Source organism: Microbacterium arborescens (assembly GCF_049707515.1).
Lineage (GTDB): Bacteria > Actinomycetota > Actinomycetes > Actinomycetales > Microbacteriaceae > Microbacterium > Microbacterium arborescens_B.
Genome location: NZ_JBNAFI010000008.1, coordinates 15,048 through 29,749, shown reverse-complemented (window position 1 = coordinate 29,749; position 14,702 = coordinate 15,048). Strand labels below are relative to the sequence as shown.

Sequence of the window (14,702 nt, the reverse complement as noted above, 5' to 3'; positions counted from 1 at the left end):
CCGGGCGCGAGCGCGGGCTACGATGAGCGCGATGTCCCCAGAAGATGTGCAGGCGCTGACGCCGCTCGCCCCCGCGCTGTACCGAGAGATCGGCCGCGCCGACTGGTCACGGCTCGCCGCGGGAGTGACGCAGCCGCTCACCGAGACCGAGATCGTCCAGCTGCGTGGACTCGGTGACCGGATGGATCTCGGCGAGGTCGCGCAGGTCTATCTCCCGCTGAGCCGGCTGTTGTCGCTGTATGCCAGCGCCACCCGGCGTCTGGGGGCCGACACCGACGCGTTCCTCGGTGAGGAGGACAGCACCACGCCCTTCGTCGTCGCGGTCGCCGGGTCGGTCGCGGTCGGCAAGTCGACGGTGGCCCGTCTGCTGCGGGAGCTCATGAGCCGCTGGCCCGGGACTCCTCGTGTGGAGCTCGTCACGACCGACGGCTTCCTCTATCCCAACGCCGAGCTCGAGCGCCGCGGGCTCATGGCGCGCAAGGGCTTCCCGGAGTCGTACGACCGGCGCGCGCTGATCGAGTTCCTCACCGAGGTCAAGTCGGGTGCGCCCGAGGTGCACGCGCCGTTCTACTCGCACATGCGATACGACATCGTCCCCGACGCGCAGATCACCGTGCGCCGTCCGGATGTCGTGATCGTCGAGGGACTGAACGTCCTCGCACCGCCACCGGCACCGCACGAAGTCGCGGTTAGCGACCTGTTCGACTTCTCGATCTACGTCGACGCCGACGCCGAGCACATCCGGGGCTGGTACGTCGATCGCTTCATGGCGCTCAAGGCCGGGGCCTTCAACAACCCGTCGTCGTACTTCAAGACCTTCGCCGACCTCGACGACGACGAGGCGGTCGCCATGGCGCGCGGGTTCTGGAACGACATCAATCTGCCGAATCTCCTTGAGAACGTGCTGCCGACGAAGCATCGCGCCACGCTCATCCTGAGCAAGGGCGCCTCGCACGCGGTGGAGCGCGTGCTCCTGCGCAAGGTCTGACACCCGGTCGGATGAGACGGGCGGCGTGCCCGCCGATCCGTGAGGATGACGGGCACGCCTGGTTGTGACGACCCCCGCTCAGGGGGAGGGGTGCAACCCGAAACCGCGCGGTCCGGTCGGACGAGCCGGCGTGGCCGGGGCCCGGGTCGCGGTGATCGAGCGTGAGCCGCCACATCCGAGTGGCGTATATCGGAGTGCCGGCCGTGGCCGACGGAGCGGAGTCCGACCGACTCGGTCGACGCCGCAGCGACGACTGCTCCCCAGCAGCCGTGCGAGCGCGTGGAATCGCCTCGTCATCCTTGTCCCCATTCCCCAGCGAGAGCGGAAGACTCCAACTCTCGTTCCCCAATACCGCCGGGCCGAGCGCGCCGGGTCCCATCCCGGCGAGTCCGTGAGCCCCGCGTTCCGCCCGGGCCGAGGCCGCGGGCTGCGCTCAGTATGTCAGAGGGGCACGCTCACGGGAAGCACGGATTTCGGGTGGATGTCGGCTGCGGGCGGCATCCCGTGTGCGTTGTGCAGTGCGCGTGCGCGGCTGCGCACTGCACAACGCCCCCACGGTGCACAGATCCCCATCGACACCTTGAGTTCGACGCGCCTCGCGACTCCCGCGCCCCCCAAAAGCGGGGAGTCAACGCATCGAGCTTGATGCTACCGCCGAAACTCGTGTCCGCCAATAGGGGGACAAAGTGGACTTTTCCGTGATAGCGGTCGAGCAGCTTCGTTTCCGGTAAGCTTCTCTCGCCTGCGCAGTACTCGAACCGTTCCCCAAGCGGTGATTCGGTCGACCCGCCGTCCCCAACGGCCCGGCCGAGAGCGTGCGGGTGTTGCGGGGCCCTCTCGAGTAAATCAGTCCCCAAATGGCTGACTCGAGAGGGCCCTCGTCTTACTTCGCGGAGAAGTCGTCCGCTGTTTCCGTTACGCACCCGTCATCACAACCTGCTAGGTATGAATCATGGATCTGGGGCGGCGTTCGCGCGCTCTCGTGCGCGCAGTCCGGTCCGCGCGCTCGCGTGCGTCCCCCCGGCGTTCCCGGTGGCGCTCACTCGTGGCCCTGAGCACGGTCGCCGTGCTCGCAGCGACCGCGACGCTCGCACCGGCCGCGGCGTCGTCGGCGTTCGCGCCGGCGGGAGCCACGGGCCAGGTGGCCGCCGCGCTCGGTGACCGCGTCGTGCGCTTCAGCGAGCAGGGCGAGCAGGATTCCCGCGCGGTGCTCCTCGTCCACGGGTGGCTCAGCACCGTGCTCCCCGACGGAGACGGCCAGCGGTCGTTCGCCCGGTCGCCGTTCTCCCGGCCGGTCCAGTGGCGCGACGGCTCCGGCGCACCCGTGACGCGTGGCATGTCGGCATCGCTGCAGCAGCGGCTCGACGCGCTGCCCGGTGTGGCGGTGTACGCGTTCGACTACTCCGCCAACTCCGCGGGCTGGGTCGGCTCCAACGGCTCGGCCGACAATCTGGCCGCCGCCATCCGGTCGATCGCCCAATCCGTGAGCGGTCCGGTCGACATCGTGACGCACTCGATGGGCGGGCTGGCTCTGCGCTATGCGCTCCGCGACGATCCGGGCGCCGCCGCGCTGATCGGGGAGGTCGTCACGGTCGGCACCCCCACGCAGGGGTCGGACATCGCCAACGTCGCGGTCGACATCGCCGCGACGATCCGCGCGTCGATGTCGAGCATCCCGGTGCTGCAGAATCTCGTGCTGCCGTGGATCGGGGCGGTGTGCAACAACCAGCTCGCCAGCGACGCGCGCGGCGGCTGCGATCTCCCGCCCGTCATCCGCACCGGTATCGCGGCGCTCGGACCCGGGGGTACGGCGCTGCGCGCCGGATCCGCCGACCTGGCCGACCTTCCCGACTGGCCCGCGGGTCTGCGAGTGCACGCGATCGCGGGATCGGCCGTCGTCGCCGTGCCGCTGCCGACCGGGCGGACGTGGGAGGCACGGCTCGGCGACGGCCTCGTGGCGGAGCCCTCCGCCGTCGCAGATGCCGACACCGCCACCGTCGTCACGTGTCGAACCGACCTCGCCCCGGGCTTCGCCGGGCTCGGGATGATCCTGTCGGGGGAGGTCGCGGCGCCTCCGTTCGGCGGCTCGTGCGGTCACGACGCGATCTTCGCGAACCTCGAGGTCGTCGACGCCGTCCTCGCCGCGCTGAACGGAGCGCCACGGGCCTGAGGTCCACCTCTCTCGCGCGCGCCGACGCCGGCGCGGGGCGCGCCATGCCGCGCGATCTAGGATGGACCCCATGTGCGGAATCATCGGATACGTGGGTCCTCGTCCCTCCCAGGACATCCTCATCTCGGGTCTGGCCCGCCTCGAGTACCGCGGCTACGACTCCGCCGGAATCGCCGTCATCGACGGTGAGGGCGGCCTCGGAACGCGCAAGCGCGCCGGCAAGCTGCAGGTGCTGCGCGACGATCTCGCCGCCCGCCCGCTCGCCGAGGGCACGACCGGCATCGGTCACACCCGCTGGGCGACGCACGGCGGCCCCACCGACGAGAACGCGCACCCGCATCTCGCCGACGACGACAAGCTCGCCGTCATCCACAACGGCATCATCGAGAACTTCTCCGAGTTGAAGTCCGAGCTCGTCGCCGAGGGTCACACCTTCCGCAGCGAGACCGACACCGAGGTCGCGGCCGCGCTGCTGGGCCGCGAGTACGCGGCATCCGGAGACCTCGTCGAAGCCTTCCGTGCGACCGTCTCCCGGCTCGAGGGTGCGTTCACGCTGCTCGCGCTGCACCGCGATCAGCCCGGCCTCGTCGTCGGAGCGCGCCGCAACTCGCCGCTCGTGATCGGCCTCGGCGACGGCGAGAACTTCCTCGGCTCCGACGTCGCCGCGTTCGTCGAGCACACGCGCCACGCCCTCGCGATCGGCCAGGACGAGATCGTCGCGATCACCCCCGACGAGGTCACCGTCACCGACTTCTCGGGCGACGCCGTCGACGTCGAGCCCTTCGAGGTCGTGTGGGATGCCGCGGCCGCCGACAAGGGCGGCTGGTCGTCGTTCATGGCCAAGGAGGTCTCGGAAGAGCCCGAGGCCGTCGCCAACACCATCCGCGGGCGCGTGCACGACGGTCTCGTGCAGATCCCCGAGCTCGACGGTCTCGACGCGCTGTTCACGGGCATCGACCGCATCATCGTCATCGCGTGCGGCACCGCAGCCTATGCCGGCATGGTCGGCAAGTACGCGCTGGAGCAGTGGGCCCGCGTGCCCGTCGACGTCGAGCTCGCCCACGAGTTCCGCTACCGCGATCCGGTCATCGGGCCCCGCACCCTCGTCGTGTCGATCAGCCAGTCGGGCGAGACGATGGACACCCTGATGGCCGTCAAATACGCCCGCGAAGCCGGCGCGAAGACCCTGTCGATCTGCAACACCCAGGGCGCGACGATCCCGCGGGAGTCCGACGCGATCGTGTACACGCACGCCGGCCCTGAGGTGGCCGTCGCCTCGACCAAGGCCTTCGTGGCGCAGATCACCGCGCTCTACCTGCTCGCCCTTCACGTGGGACGCGTGCGCGGTGCGCTCGACGCCCAGACGATCGCGGCGCAGGTCCGTCAGCTCGAGGCCGTGCCCGAGAAGATCGCCCGGGTCCTCGCAACCGAGCAGGAGCACATCGAGCAGTTCGCGCACTGGATGGCCGACACCCGCTCGGTGATCTTCCTCGGCCGCCACGTCGGCTACCCGATCGCCCTCGAGGGCGCCCTCAAGCTCAAGGAGATCTCGTACATCCACGCGGAGGGCTTCGCCGCCGGTGAGCTCAAGCACGGGCCGATCGCGCTCATCGAGCCGGGTCAGCCCGTGTTCGTGATGGTCCCCTCGCCCAGCAGCTCGCCGCTGCTGCACGCGAAGGTCGTCTCGAACATCCAGGAGATCCGCGCGCGCGGTGCCCGCATCATCGCGGTGGCCGAAGAGGGGGATGCCGCTGTGCTCCCGTTCGCCGACGAGGTGCTGCGCATCCCGCTGGCCGAGCCGCTGTTCGAGCCGCTGCTGGCCGTGGTGCCGCTTCACATCTTCGCGATGGGACTCGCCACCGCCAAGGGACTCGACGTCGACCAGCCGCGCAACCTGGCGAAGTCGGTCACGGTCGAGTGACCCGGCGCGGGCAGAGGGGGATGCCGTGATCGTCGGCATCGGCGTCGACCTGGTCGACGTCTCGCGTTTCGAGCGATCGCTCGAGCGCACCCCCCGGCTGCGCGAGCGGCTCTTCTCGCCTGCCGAGCGCGTTCTGAAGCCGCGATCGCTCGCGGCCCGGTATGCCGCCAAAGAGGCGCTGATCAAGGCCCTCGGCGGTTCGGACGGCGTGCACTGGGTGGATATCGAAGTGACGTCGGAGACGTCGGGTCGTCCTGTCTTCGCGCTCACGGGTGAGACGGCTGCGACCGTCGCCGCGCGAGGAGTGACGGCGCTGCACCTGTCGCTGTCGCACGACGCGAACCTCGCCACGGCGTACGTGGTCGCGGAGGATGCCGCATGACCGCGCGGCCGCTGCGCGAGGCGCTCATCGACGTCGAGGCGATCGAGCACAATGTCCGCCACATGCGCCGCCTCGTCCAGACCGAGGTCATCGCCGTCGTCAAGGCCGACGGGTACGGGCACGGTGCGGTCCGCGCGGCGACGGCCGCGCTCTCGGGCGGCGCGACACGGCTCGGAGTCGCCGACATCGCCGAGGCGGTGGCCCTCCGTCGCGCCGGCATCACCGCACCGATCGTGGCGTGGCTGCACGGACCCGACGCCGACTTCCGCGGCGCTGCCGAGCACGGCGTCGAACTCGGAATCTCGAGTTTCGCGCAGCTGCAGGCCGCAGCGGCCGCGGCATTCGCGGGGCATCCACTCGGCCTGCACCTCAAGGTCGAGACGGGCCTCGGGCGCAACGGCGTCGAGCCGCGCGAGTGGCAGCGCGTCTGCGCCGAGGCCGCCCGCCTCGAACGCATCGGACAGGTGCGGGTCATCGGGGTCTTCAGCCACCTCTCGAACACGAGCCTCGACGACGACCGCGCCGCGCTGGGCCGGTTCCGCGACGCGCTCGCCGAGGCGGAAGCGGTCGGAGTCCATCCGCCGCTGCGTCACATCGCCGCCTCCAACGCGGCCATCGCGCTGCCGGAGGCGCGGCTGAACTGCGTCCGTCTGGGAATCGCCGTCTACGGCCTCTCGCCTCTGCCCGAGCGCTCCTCGGCCGATCTCGGGCTGCGTCCCGCGATGACGCTGCGCACCTCGGTCGCCGCGGTCCGCCGCGTGCCCGCCGGCCATGGCGTCTCGTACGGGTACACCCACCGCACCGCCGCCGAGACGACGCTCGCCCTCGTACCGCTCGGATACGCCGACGGCGTGCCGCGGCAGGCGTCGGGCCGCGGGCCGGTGGTCATCGGCGGCCGGCGGTTCACCGTCTCGGGCCGCATCGCGATGGACCAGTTCGTCGTGGACGTCGGCGACGCCGACGTCTCGATCGGCGACGAGGTGGTGCTCTTCGGCGACCCCACGCTGGGCTTTCCCGCGGCCGCCGAGTGGGGCGACGCCGCCGACACCATCGACTACGAGATCGTCACCCGTATCGGCCCGCGCGTGCACCGCACGGCGGTATCGTCCGAGATGACGGGAGGTCGATGATGGGCGGAATGGACGAGTACCTCGGCGGACGCGAGGTGACGTCGGCTGACGAGATGGAGGCGTGGGGACGCGAGATCGGCTCGCGGCTGCGCGCCGGCGACCTCGTCGTGCTGACCGGTCCGCTCGGTGCGGGCAAGACGACGCTGACCCGCGGCATCGGCGCCGGTCTCGGGGTCCGCGGCCCGATCCAGAGCCCGACGTTCGTGATCGCGCGCACGCATCCCTCGCTCGTCGACGGCCCCCCGCTCATCCACGTCGACGCGTACCGCCTGGGTTCGCCGGCCGAGCTGTCGGACCTGGACCTCGACCTCGACGCGAGCGTCACGATCGTCGAGTGGGGACACGGCATGGTCGACGGCCTACGCGACAGCTGGTGGGAGATCGAGCTCGAGCGCGGCTGGAGCGGCACGGGCCTCGACAACGCCTGCGGCACGAGCGGTCCGGCTGCCGCCGAGATGGCCGACGCCGCGCCCCGCATCGTCACCGTCACCCGCCGCCCCTGAGCGCACCGGCCCGCGCGCCGGGCTACCCTGGGTGACGTGATTCTGGGCATCGACACCTCGATCGGCACGGCCGTCGCGATCGTCGACCCCGCCGGTGCCGTCCGGGCCGAGGCGTTCAGTCCCGACCACCGGGGTCACGCCGAGGTCATCGGCGACCTCCTCGTCCGCGCCTTCGAGGAAGCGGCGACTGACCCCGCCGAGGTCACGGCCGTCGCCGCCGGTATGGGGCCCGGGCCCTTCACGGGGCTGCGTGTGGGCATCGCGGCCGCTCGGGCGTTCGCGCTCGGCCGCGGCATCCCGCTCATTCCCATCGCCAGCCACGACGCCGCCGCACGCGCCCGCGTCGATCCCGCCTTCGCCACGGGCGGCGCCGCCCCCGTCGAGGGCGAGCCGGTCGCCGTCGTGACCGACGCGCGCCGACGCGAGCTCGCCGTCTCGGTCTACCGCGTCGAGAACGGGATGCCGGTGCGCGTCGTCGATCCCCACCTCGTGCTCCGCGCCGCGGCGGAGCCTGTCGGACTCTTCGGCGTCCCCGCCTCGGAGCTTCCCGAGACGACGTCGATCAGCGCCGCGGCCCTCGCGCGCATCGCCGCCGAGCGGCTCGCTGCGGGCACCGTCGACACCGCGGCCGCCGAGCCGCTGTACCTGCGTGCGCCCGACGTCTCGGTTCCCGCCGGTCCGAAGAAGGTCGGCACATGAGCCTGCGCACCGCCACCCGCGACGACCTCGAGGCCATCATGGCGCTCGAGGAGTCGTCCTTCCCGTCGGACGCGTGGAGCCGCACCGCGATGTCGGCCGAGCTCGCCTCGCCGCACGGCCGGTACCTCGTCGACGTCGAGGACGGCCGCGTCGTCGGCTACGGCGGAGTGAGGGCCGTGCGGGGTGCGGCCGACGCCGATATCCAGACCATCGCCCTCGAGCCCGCCCTCCGCGGTACCGGCCGCGGCCGGACCCTGCTCCGGGCGCTGATCGACGAGGCCCGCCAGCGCGGAGCGCGCGAGGTCTTCCTCGAGGTGCGTGCCGACAACCCCATCGCACAGGGACTGTACGCGTCGGAAGGCTTCGCCGAGATCGCCCGGCGCCCCCGCTACTACCAGCCCGACGATGTGGACGCGATCATCATGCAGCTGAACCTGCGAAGCGAGGGCGGGACCGACCGATGACCACCACCCCGGCCCGCGCCGAACCGCTCGTCCTGGGCATCGAGACCAGCTGCGACGAGACGGGGATCGGCATCGTGCGCGGTCGCACGCTGCTGTCGAACACGATCGCGAGCTCGATGGCCGAGCACGCCCGATACGGCGGCGTCGTGCCCGAGGTCGCGGCGCGAGCGCACCTCGAGGCGCTCCAGCCGGCCATCGAGGCGGCGGTCGCCGAGGCGGGCGTCTCGCTCCGCGACCTCGACGCCGTGGCGGTGACGAGTGGGCCGGGACTGGCCGGCGCGCTCATGGTCGGCGTCGGTGCCGCCAAGGCCCTCGCCGTGTCGCTCGGGAAGCCGCTCTACGCGGTCAACCACCTCGTCGGGCACATCGCGGCCGACATCCTGACCGGCGACGACGTGGAGTACCCGACGGTGGCGCTCCTGGTCAGCGGGGGGCACACCTCGCTGCTGCTCGTGCGCGATCTCGTCTCGGACGTCGAGATGCTCGGCGAGACGATGGATGACGCCGCCGGCGAGGCGTTCGACAAGATCGCCCGCATCCTGGGCCTGCCCTACCCCGGCGGCCCCGAGATCGATCGCGCCGCGGCGAACGGCGACCCCGACGCCATCCGCTTCCCGCGGGGCCTCTCGCGAGCCTCCGACATGGCCGCGCATCGCTACGACTTCTCCTTCTCGGGGCTGAAGACCGCGGTCGCGCGGTGGGTCGAGCAGCGCGAGGCCGCCGGCGAGACCGTACCGGTCGCCGATGTCGCGGCGTCCTTCCGCGAAGCGGTCGTCGACGTGCTCGTGACGAAGGCCCTCGACGCGTGCGCGCAGCACGGTGTGCCCCGTCTTCTGCTCGGCGGCGGCGTGATCGCGAACCGGCGGCTGCGCGAGGTGGCCATCGAGCGCGCGGCGGCGGCGGGTGTCGCGGTGCGCATCCCGCCGCTCACCCTGTGCACCGACAACGGCGCGATGATCGCCGCGCTCGCCGCCGAGCTCGTCTCGTCGGGTGCGGAGCCCTCGACCCTGTCGTTCGGCGCCGATTCGACGCTGCCCGTGACCGAGATCCAGGTGCGCGCGTGAGCGACGACCGGACGCGCAGCGCGCGTCCTGCAGTGGAGGCGCCGACCGACGACGTCGCGCCGGCTCCCGAGGCAGCCCCTCTCCCGGGGGAGCACCGCGGCGGGTTCCAGCGGGAGTTCACACAGCCCACGCCTCTCGCGTACCTGCCCGAGGTCGAGCCCGTGGCGCCGGAGCCGCGCGTCGAGTGGGTGCCGGCTCCCGAGGCCCTGCCCCGGTCGGGATCGTGGGCGTTGGGCCTCTCGGTCGTGGCGCTCGTGCTCTCCCTGTTCGTCGGGTGGGCCTTCCCGCTCGGCATCGCGTCGATCGTCATGGCCGTGCTCGCCGTCCGCCGTCCGTGGGAGAGCCGGACGGTCGCCGTGTGGGCCCTCTGCCTCGGGGCGCTCTCGGTCGTCTACAGCGCGGGATGGCTCGTGTGGGCTGCCGCTCAGGCGGGGCTGCTCGGCTGAGCCGGGCGCTCGCCCGCATCGTCGACGCGGTCCGCGAGGACGGCGACGCGCCGATCGCCGACGCGGGTGAGGAAGAGGGTCGCCGACCCGTCGCCCGCGAGCGTGAGCTTCTTGCGGAACTGTGCGGGGTCGACGTCGACGCCCCGCTTCTTGATCTCCAGGATGCCGATGCCCGCGCGCTTCAGCGCCGCATCGATGTCTCGCGTCTTCAGCGGCAGCACCTCGCGGACGCGGAAGGTGGTCGCGAAGGCGCTCGTGTGCCCGTCGTCGGAGGTCATGTACGCCGTGCCGCCCGCGAGCATGCCGGCGTCGAGCGACCGGGCCACCTCGCCGATCAACCGGGAGCGGATGACGGCGCCGTCGGGCTCGTGCAGGTAGGCGCCGAGATCGCGCGGTTCGGCGTCGGCGGCGTCATCCGCCGCGGTGAGCTCCGCCGCGCGATCGCCGCGCAGCACCAGGGCCGAGCGCCGCACTCCGGGGCGGGCGAGGGTCCGAGACCACAGCACGAGCTCGATCGTCGAGCCGTCGGCGCTGATCCACTGGGCCTCGACGTCTGCGGGGAGGTCGTCCCGGTCGAAGGCCGGGCCGAGCTTGATGCCGCTCGGCATCCGGCGGGCGAGGTCGAACGCCCAGTCGAGCGGAGGCGTGTAGTCGGATGCCGAGACGCGCCGCGTCTCGCCGTGCCCCGAGGTGCGTCGGGCGGGGTCGAGCCACACCGCGTCGATGTCGCCGAGATCTGTCTCCTCGGCGCGGCCGTGCCGCACCCGGGCGGATCCGCCGAACGGGGCCAGGTTGTAGGCGGCGATGGCGGCGGTGATCTCGTCCGCGTCGACGGCGAGGACGTCCAGACCGATGCCGGCGAACCCGAGCGCGTCGCCGCCGATGCCGCAGCCGAGGTCGGCGACCCGTGTGACGCCCGCGTCGCGGAAGCGTCCCGCGTGACGGGCGGCGACGGCCAGCCGGGTGGCCTGCTCGAGGCCGGCGCGGGTGAACAGCATCCGGTCGGCGAAGGGGCCGAACTTCGCCCGCGCCCGCTCGCGCAGGCGGGCCTGGCCGACGGCCCCGGAGACGAGGTCGGGGGAGAGGCCCTCGCGCCGCAGCCGCGACACCGCGGCCGCGGCATCCGCCGTCGACGAGATGCGCAGGGTGTCGACCAGACGGAGTCCCTCGGGAGTCAGCAACGCGGCGAGCTCGGCGTGATCCACCACGACAGCCTACGGGGCGGGGCCACCGCTGACGAGGCGACGTTGGCACTCGCGTTGCATGAGTGCCAACGTCCCTCTAGACTCTGATTTGGCACTCTCAGGGTGAGATTGCCAACCAGTCTTGTGGGAGAAAGAGGTAGACCGTGTCGGTTTCCATCAAGCCGCTCGAGGACCGCATCGTCATCAAGCAGGTCGAGGCCGAGCAGACCACCGCGAGTGGTCTGGTCATCCCCGACACCGCCAAGGAGAAGCCCCAGGAGGGCGAGGTCGTGGCCGTGGGCCCCGGCCGCATCGATGACAACGGCAACCGCGTTCCGCTCGACGTCGCCGTCGGCGACCGGGTGATCTACAGCAAGTACGGCGGAACCGAGGTCAAGTTCGGCGCTGACGAGTTCCTCGTGCTCTCGGCGCGCGACGTCCTCGCCGTCGTGGTCCGCTGACGCAGAGCTCTTCCGCGAAGGCCCGGGTGCACACCGCACCCGGGCCTTCGCCATGTCTCGCAGGCGCGTTGGCGGGTCGACGGCGATCGATGGCAGTCCGCCACCGGCGTCCTGTGTCATGACCCGCCCTATGCTTGGCTCGTGACACCCCTCGACCCCGCCCGTGAACGCTCGCTCGGTGGGGTCTACGCCTTCTCGGCGTATGTCCTGTGGGGCTTCATGCCCCTGTACTTCCTCACGCTGGCCCCGATGGGCCCCTTCGAGGTCGTCTCGTGGCGCATCCTCTTCTCCCTCGTCTTCTGCGCGATCCTCCTGACGGTGCTCCGGGGATGGGGAAAGCTGGTCACGATCCTGCGCACCCCGCGCCTGGTGCTCTGGACGATCGTGGCGGGCCTGCTCATCTACGTGAACTGGCAGGTCTTCCTCATCAGCACCCTCACGGGTCATGTGATCGAGGGGAGCCTCGGGTACTTCATCAACCCGATCGTCACGGTGCTGCTCGGGGTCCTCGTCCTCAAGGAGCGGCTGCGCCTCGCACAGTGGGTCGCGATCGGCATCGCCGCCGTCGCGGTCGGGGTCATCGTCGTCGGCTACGGGGCGTTCCCGTGGATCGCGCTCACGCTCGCCGCGAGCTTCGGAACGTATGGACTGGTCAAGAAGCAGATCGGACCGTCGGTGGATGCCGTCAGCGGGCTGACCCTCGAATCGCTCTGGCTCGCACCGGTCGCGATCGTGCAGGCGATCGTCGTCGCGGTCACCGGCGGGCTCGTCTTCGGTTCGATCAGCGGGGGGCACACGGTCCTCGTGACTCTCGCCGGCGTCGTCACCGCCGTACCGCTGCTCTTCTTCGCAGCCGGCGCCCGCCGCAGCAGCCTGACGGTGATCGGCCTGCTGCAGTTCGTGGCGCCGATCCTGCAGTTCATCACGGGCGCGTGGATCCTCGGCGAGCCGATGCCCCTCGAGCGCTGGATCGGGTTCGGCCTCGTCTGGCTGGCGCTGGTCGTACTGACGGTCGACTCGTTGCGCGCCGCCCGTCGCCCGAAGCGCGCGGCCGAGGCATCCGACGTCGCTCCCGTCGTCTGACGAGCCGCCCGCGGCCCCACGCGGGTCGGCGTCGCATTCCGGCTCGCGAGCCGATGACCTTGGCACCGGTCCCACCCGCGGAATCCCGCGTCTCGCGAGGCTCCGGAGATAACGATTCGGTCGCGTAACAGACCGTTAACACATCGCAACATCGCCGACGCGAGCGCGCCACTAGGTTTGACCCAACCTCGCGGGGCTTCGGCGCCGCGTTTACACTCATCAAGGAGCACAATGGGCGTTCTCACCCGTTCCCGCACCGCGAAGGTCCTCGGCGGTATCGCCGTGATCGGCGCGAGTGCCCTCGTCCTCGCAGGCTGTGCCGGAAACAGCGAACCCGCTGCGTCGGGCGACTCCGGCGGGAGCACCTCGGCCGACTTCCCGATCGACTGCGATGCCGCCGAGCCCGCGTCGTACACGCCGGAGTACGCCTCGTCCTCCACGGGCCCCGGCACCGACCTCACGTACACGATCGGCACGGCTCTGCCCGTGACCGGCAACCTCGCCTTCCTCGGCCCGCCCGAGATCTCGGCGACCGAGTTCGCCGCTTCGCAGGTCAACGCCGCCGGCAAGGGCATCACGATCGACCTCAAGCAGGGCGACTCGGGCGACACCGACAACAAGGCGTACGAGACGGAGATCCCGCGTCTGCTGGGCGAGGGCGCCACGGCGATCGTCGGTGCGGCATCCTCGGGAACGTCGCTGCAGTTCATCGATCAGGTCATCGCGGCCGACGCCATCCAGTTCTCGCCGGCGAACACCTCGGCTGAGTTCACCGGCTACGAGGACAAGGGCCTGTACTGGCGCACCGCGCCCTCCGACGTGCTGCAGGGCGAGGTGCTCGGCAACCTGATCGGTGCTGACGGCAACGAGACCCTCGGCATGATCGTGCTGAACGACTCGTACGGAACCGGCCTCGCGTGCTTCACCAAGGCGGCCTTCGAGGCAGCCGGTGGCGAGGTCGTCGCGACGTCGCTGTACAACACGGGTGACACGAACTTCTCGGCCCAGGTCGAGGACGTGCTCGCGGCAGGCCCCGACGCGATCGCCCTGATCACGTTCGAAGAGGTCAAGACGATCATCCCCGAGCTGCTGGGAGCCGAGGTGACCCCCGAGCAGCTGTACCTCGTCGACGGCAACCTGGCGAACTTCAGCGAGGACTTCGAGGCCGGCACGATGGCCGGCGCGAAGGGAACCTACCCCGCGGTGGACCCCGCGTCGATCGCCTCGTTCCGCGACGACCTGCAGTCGTTCTGGACCGGAGCCGGCAACGCCGAGCTCCAGGACTTCACCTACGCACCGGAGTCGTATGACGCGATCGTCCTGCTCGCCCTTGCGGCGCTGCAGGCCGGTTCGACGGCGGGCCCGGATGTCGCAGCCAACCTCCAGGCGGTCTCGGGCGGTGCGGGCGAGGGCACGAAGTGCACGACGTTCGCGGAGTGCGCCGACCTGATCATCGCCGGTGAGGCAGCCGACTACGACGGCGTCTCGGGCCCCATCACCTTCAACGAGGTGGGCGACCCGACCGAGGCCTCCATCGGTGTCTTCGAGTACGGCGACGACAACAACTACGAGTTCGTCCGCGTCGGCTGAGTCCGATTCCGCGAAGGGCCCCGGTCGACCGACCGGGGCCCTTCGTCGTGCGGTGGGGTGGGGCGCGTGCTGGGCTGGGTTCGCGCGGGGGCTTGGGTTGACAGTCGACGCCCGCTCTTCGGGCGAGAGTGGGCGCGAGCTGCCAGGTGGAGCGCGGTCAGCGCGGGGGAGACCAGCCGCGCCGTCGGAGGGCACCGCCCACGAGCGTCACTGCCGCGGAGCCGGTGGGTCGGATGTGCGCCGAGGTGAGCCGCACCACCTCGAAGCCGAGAGCGACGTAGGCGGTGTGCTTCTCGATGTCGCGCGCCCATTGGCGTCTCGACGTGCGGTGGTGGTCGCCCTCGACCTCCGCCCCCGAGACTCGCCACCTCGACGTGCGTCGGGGCGAGCTGGCGTCCTCGGATGCCGTGCCGGCGCGGTGCGCGCGCGGGCGCGATGACCCCCACCTCGAGCTCACGCGAGGAGCGCGCGCTCGTTCCCCACAGCACCGCTGCCGTCCGCCCGCAGAAGAAGGCCCGCCCGTCCATGATCTGGGCATAGGCTCGCGCGTGGTCGAGCACCCGGCACCGGACATCCTGATCGTCGGCGAGCGGCCCGGATGCTACGGCATCCTCTGT

Annotated in this window: 15 protein-coding genes; 13 read left to right on the top strand and 2 right to left on the bottom strand. The window is 71.3% G+C overall.

The genetic code is table 11. The annotated features are described in order from the left end of the window. The first annotated feature begins 31 nt into the window (after positions 1–31). The 10 genes from coaA to ACPYN5_RS14510 all read left to right on the top strand — a co-directional run bounded on the left by coaA (position 32) and on the right by ACPYN5_RS14510 (position 9,767). Complete coding sequence (gene coaA, locus ACPYN5_RS14555) at positions 32–988, top strand: type I pantothenate kinase (protein ID WP_424449706.1); 957 nt, start codon at positions 32–34, stop codon at positions 986–988. Positions 989–2,033: 1,045 nt separating this feature from the next. Beyond that, positions 2,034–3,158 (top strand): esterase/lipase family protein, encoded by a 1,125-nt coding sequence (locus ACPYN5_RS14550; RefSeq protein WP_424449705.1) that lies wholly within the window; start codon positions 2,034–2,036, stop codon positions 3,156–3,158. A 70-nt stretch (positions 3,159–3,228) separates the two neighbouring features. Continuing rightward, positions 3,229–5,079 carry a glutamine--fructose-6-phosphate transaminase (isomerizing) gene (gene glmS, locus ACPYN5_RS14545; RefSeq protein ID WP_424449704.1) on the top strand — a complete coding sequence of 617 codons (1,851 nt, stop codon included), beginning with the start codon at positions 3,229–3,231 and terminating at the stop codon, positions 5,077–5,079. A gap of 25 nt (positions 5,080–5,104) precedes the next feature. Beyond that, positions 5,105–5,461: a holo-ACP synthase gene (locus ACPYN5_RS14540; RefSeq protein ID WP_424449703.1), complete on the top strand. Its 357-nt coding sequence runs from the start codon at positions 5,105–5,107 to the stop codon at positions 5,459–5,461. After that, on the top strand, positions 5,458–6,591 hold the full coding sequence (gene alr, locus ACPYN5_RS14535; RefSeq protein WP_424449702.1) for an alanine racemase: 1,134 nt from the start codon (positions 5,458–5,460) through the stop codon (positions 6,589–6,591). Before ACPYN5_RS14540 ends, alr begins: the two co-directional genes overlap by 4 nt. Then, the gene (tsaE, locus tag ACPYN5_RS14530) at positions 6,591–7,094 is read left to right on the top strand and encodes a tRNA (adenosine(37)-N6)-threonylcarbamoyltransferase complex ATPase subunit type 1 TsaE (protein ID WP_424449799.1); all 504 of its coding nucleotides are present in this window, start codon (positions 6,591–6,593) and stop codon (positions 7,092–7,094) included. The genes alr and tsaE overlap by 1 nt, the downstream gene beginning before the upstream one ends. A gap of 36 nt (positions 7,095–7,130) precedes the next feature. After that, complete coding sequence (tsaB, locus tag ACPYN5_RS14525; protein WP_424449701.1) at positions 7,131–7,793, top strand: tRNA (adenosine(37)-N6)-threonylcarbamoyltransferase complex dimerization subunit type 1 TsaB; 663 nt, start codon at positions 7,131–7,133, stop codon at positions 7,791–7,793. Next, positions 7,790–8,257: a ribosomal protein S18-alanine N-acetyltransferase gene (rimI, locus tag ACPYN5_RS14520; RefSeq protein WP_424449700.1), complete on the top strand. Its 468-nt coding sequence runs from the start codon at positions 7,790–7,792 to the stop codon at positions 8,255–8,257. The genes tsaB and rimI overlap by 4 nt, the downstream gene beginning before the upstream one ends. Next, positions 8,254–9,321: a tRNA (adenosine(37)-N6)-threonylcarbamoyltransferase complex transferase subunit TsaD gene (gene tsaD, locus ACPYN5_RS14515; protein WP_424449699.1), complete on the top strand. Its 1,068-nt coding sequence runs from the start codon at positions 8,254–8,256 to the stop codon at positions 9,319–9,321. The genes rimI and tsaD overlap by 4 nt, the downstream gene beginning before the upstream one ends. Next, entirely contained in the window at positions 9,318–9,767 is a 450-nt protein-coding gene (locus tag ACPYN5_RS14510; protein ID WP_424449698.1) for a hypothetical protein, read from the top strand. The genes tsaD and ACPYN5_RS14510 overlap by 4 nt, the downstream gene beginning before the upstream one ends. Here ACPYN5_RS14510 and ACPYN5_RS14505 read toward each other — a convergent pair. Further along, a complete protein-coding gene (locus tag ACPYN5_RS14505) occupies positions 9,746–10,972 on the bottom strand; it encodes a THUMP-like domain-containing protein (RefSeq protein WP_424449697.1) in 1,227 nt (408 codons plus the stop codon). The two genes, ACPYN5_RS14510 and ACPYN5_RS14505, sit on opposite strands and share 22 nt — an antisense overlap. 143 nt (positions 10,973–11,115) lie before the next feature. Between ACPYN5_RS14505 and groES the strand changes: the two genes are divergently transcribed. From groES to ACPYN5_RS14490, 3 genes are all read left to right on the top strand, one after another. Continuing rightward, positions 11,116–11,412, top strand: a complete 297-nt coding sequence (gene groES / locus ACPYN5_RS14500; RefSeq protein ID WP_023954390.1) for a co-chaperone GroES — start codon at positions 11,116–11,118, stop codon at positions 11,410–11,412. A 141-nt stretch (positions 11,413–11,553) separates the two neighbouring features. Further along, positions 11,554–12,495 (top strand): EamA family transporter RarD, encoded by a 942-nt coding sequence (rarD, locus tag ACPYN5_RS14495; protein WP_424449696.1) that lies wholly within the window; start codon positions 11,554–11,556, stop codon positions 12,493–12,495. Positions 12,496–12,726: 231 nt separating this feature from the next. Next, entirely contained in the window at positions 12,727–14,085 is a 1,359-nt protein-coding gene (locus ACPYN5_RS14490) for an ABC transporter substrate-binding protein (RefSeq protein WP_424449695.1), read from the top strand. Between the two features lie 157 nt (positions 14,086–14,242). Here the strand turns inward: ACPYN5_RS14490 and ACPYN5_RS14485 are convergent, their stop codons facing one another. Beyond that, positions 14,243–14,542: a hypothetical protein gene (locus ACPYN5_RS14485; RefSeq protein ID WP_424449694.1), complete on the bottom strand. Its 300-nt coding sequence runs from the start codon at positions 14,540–14,542 to the stop codon at positions 14,243–14,245. Positions 14,543–14,702 lie beyond the last annotated feature (160 nt).

Coding starts and splice junctions, on each gene's coding strand:
- alr (WP_424449702.1), top strand. CDS start 5,458: ATGACCGCGCGGCCGCTGCGCGAGGCGCTCATCGACGTCGAGGCGATC.
- rimI (WP_424449700.1), top strand. CDS start 7,790: ATGAGCCTGCGCACCGCCACCCGCGACGACCTCGAGGCCATCATGGCG.
- tsaD (WP_424449699.1), top strand. CDS start 8,254: ATGACCACCACCCCGGCCCGCGCCGAACCGCTCGTCCTGGGCATCGAG.
- coaA (WP_424449706.1), top strand. CDS start 32: ATGTCCCCAGAAGATGTGCAGGCGCTGACGCCGCTCGCCCCCGCGCTG.
- ACPYN5_RS14490 (WP_424449695.1), top strand. CDS start 12,727: ATGGGCGTTCTCACCCGTTCCCGCACCGCGAAGGTCCTCGGCGGTATC.
- glmS (WP_424449704.1), top strand. CDS start 3,229: ATGTGCGGAATCATCGGATACGTGGGTCCTCGTCCCTCCCAGGACATC.
- tsaE (WP_424449799.1), top strand. CDS start 6,591: ATGGGCGGAATGGACGAGTACCTCGGCGGACGCGAGGTGACGTCGGCT.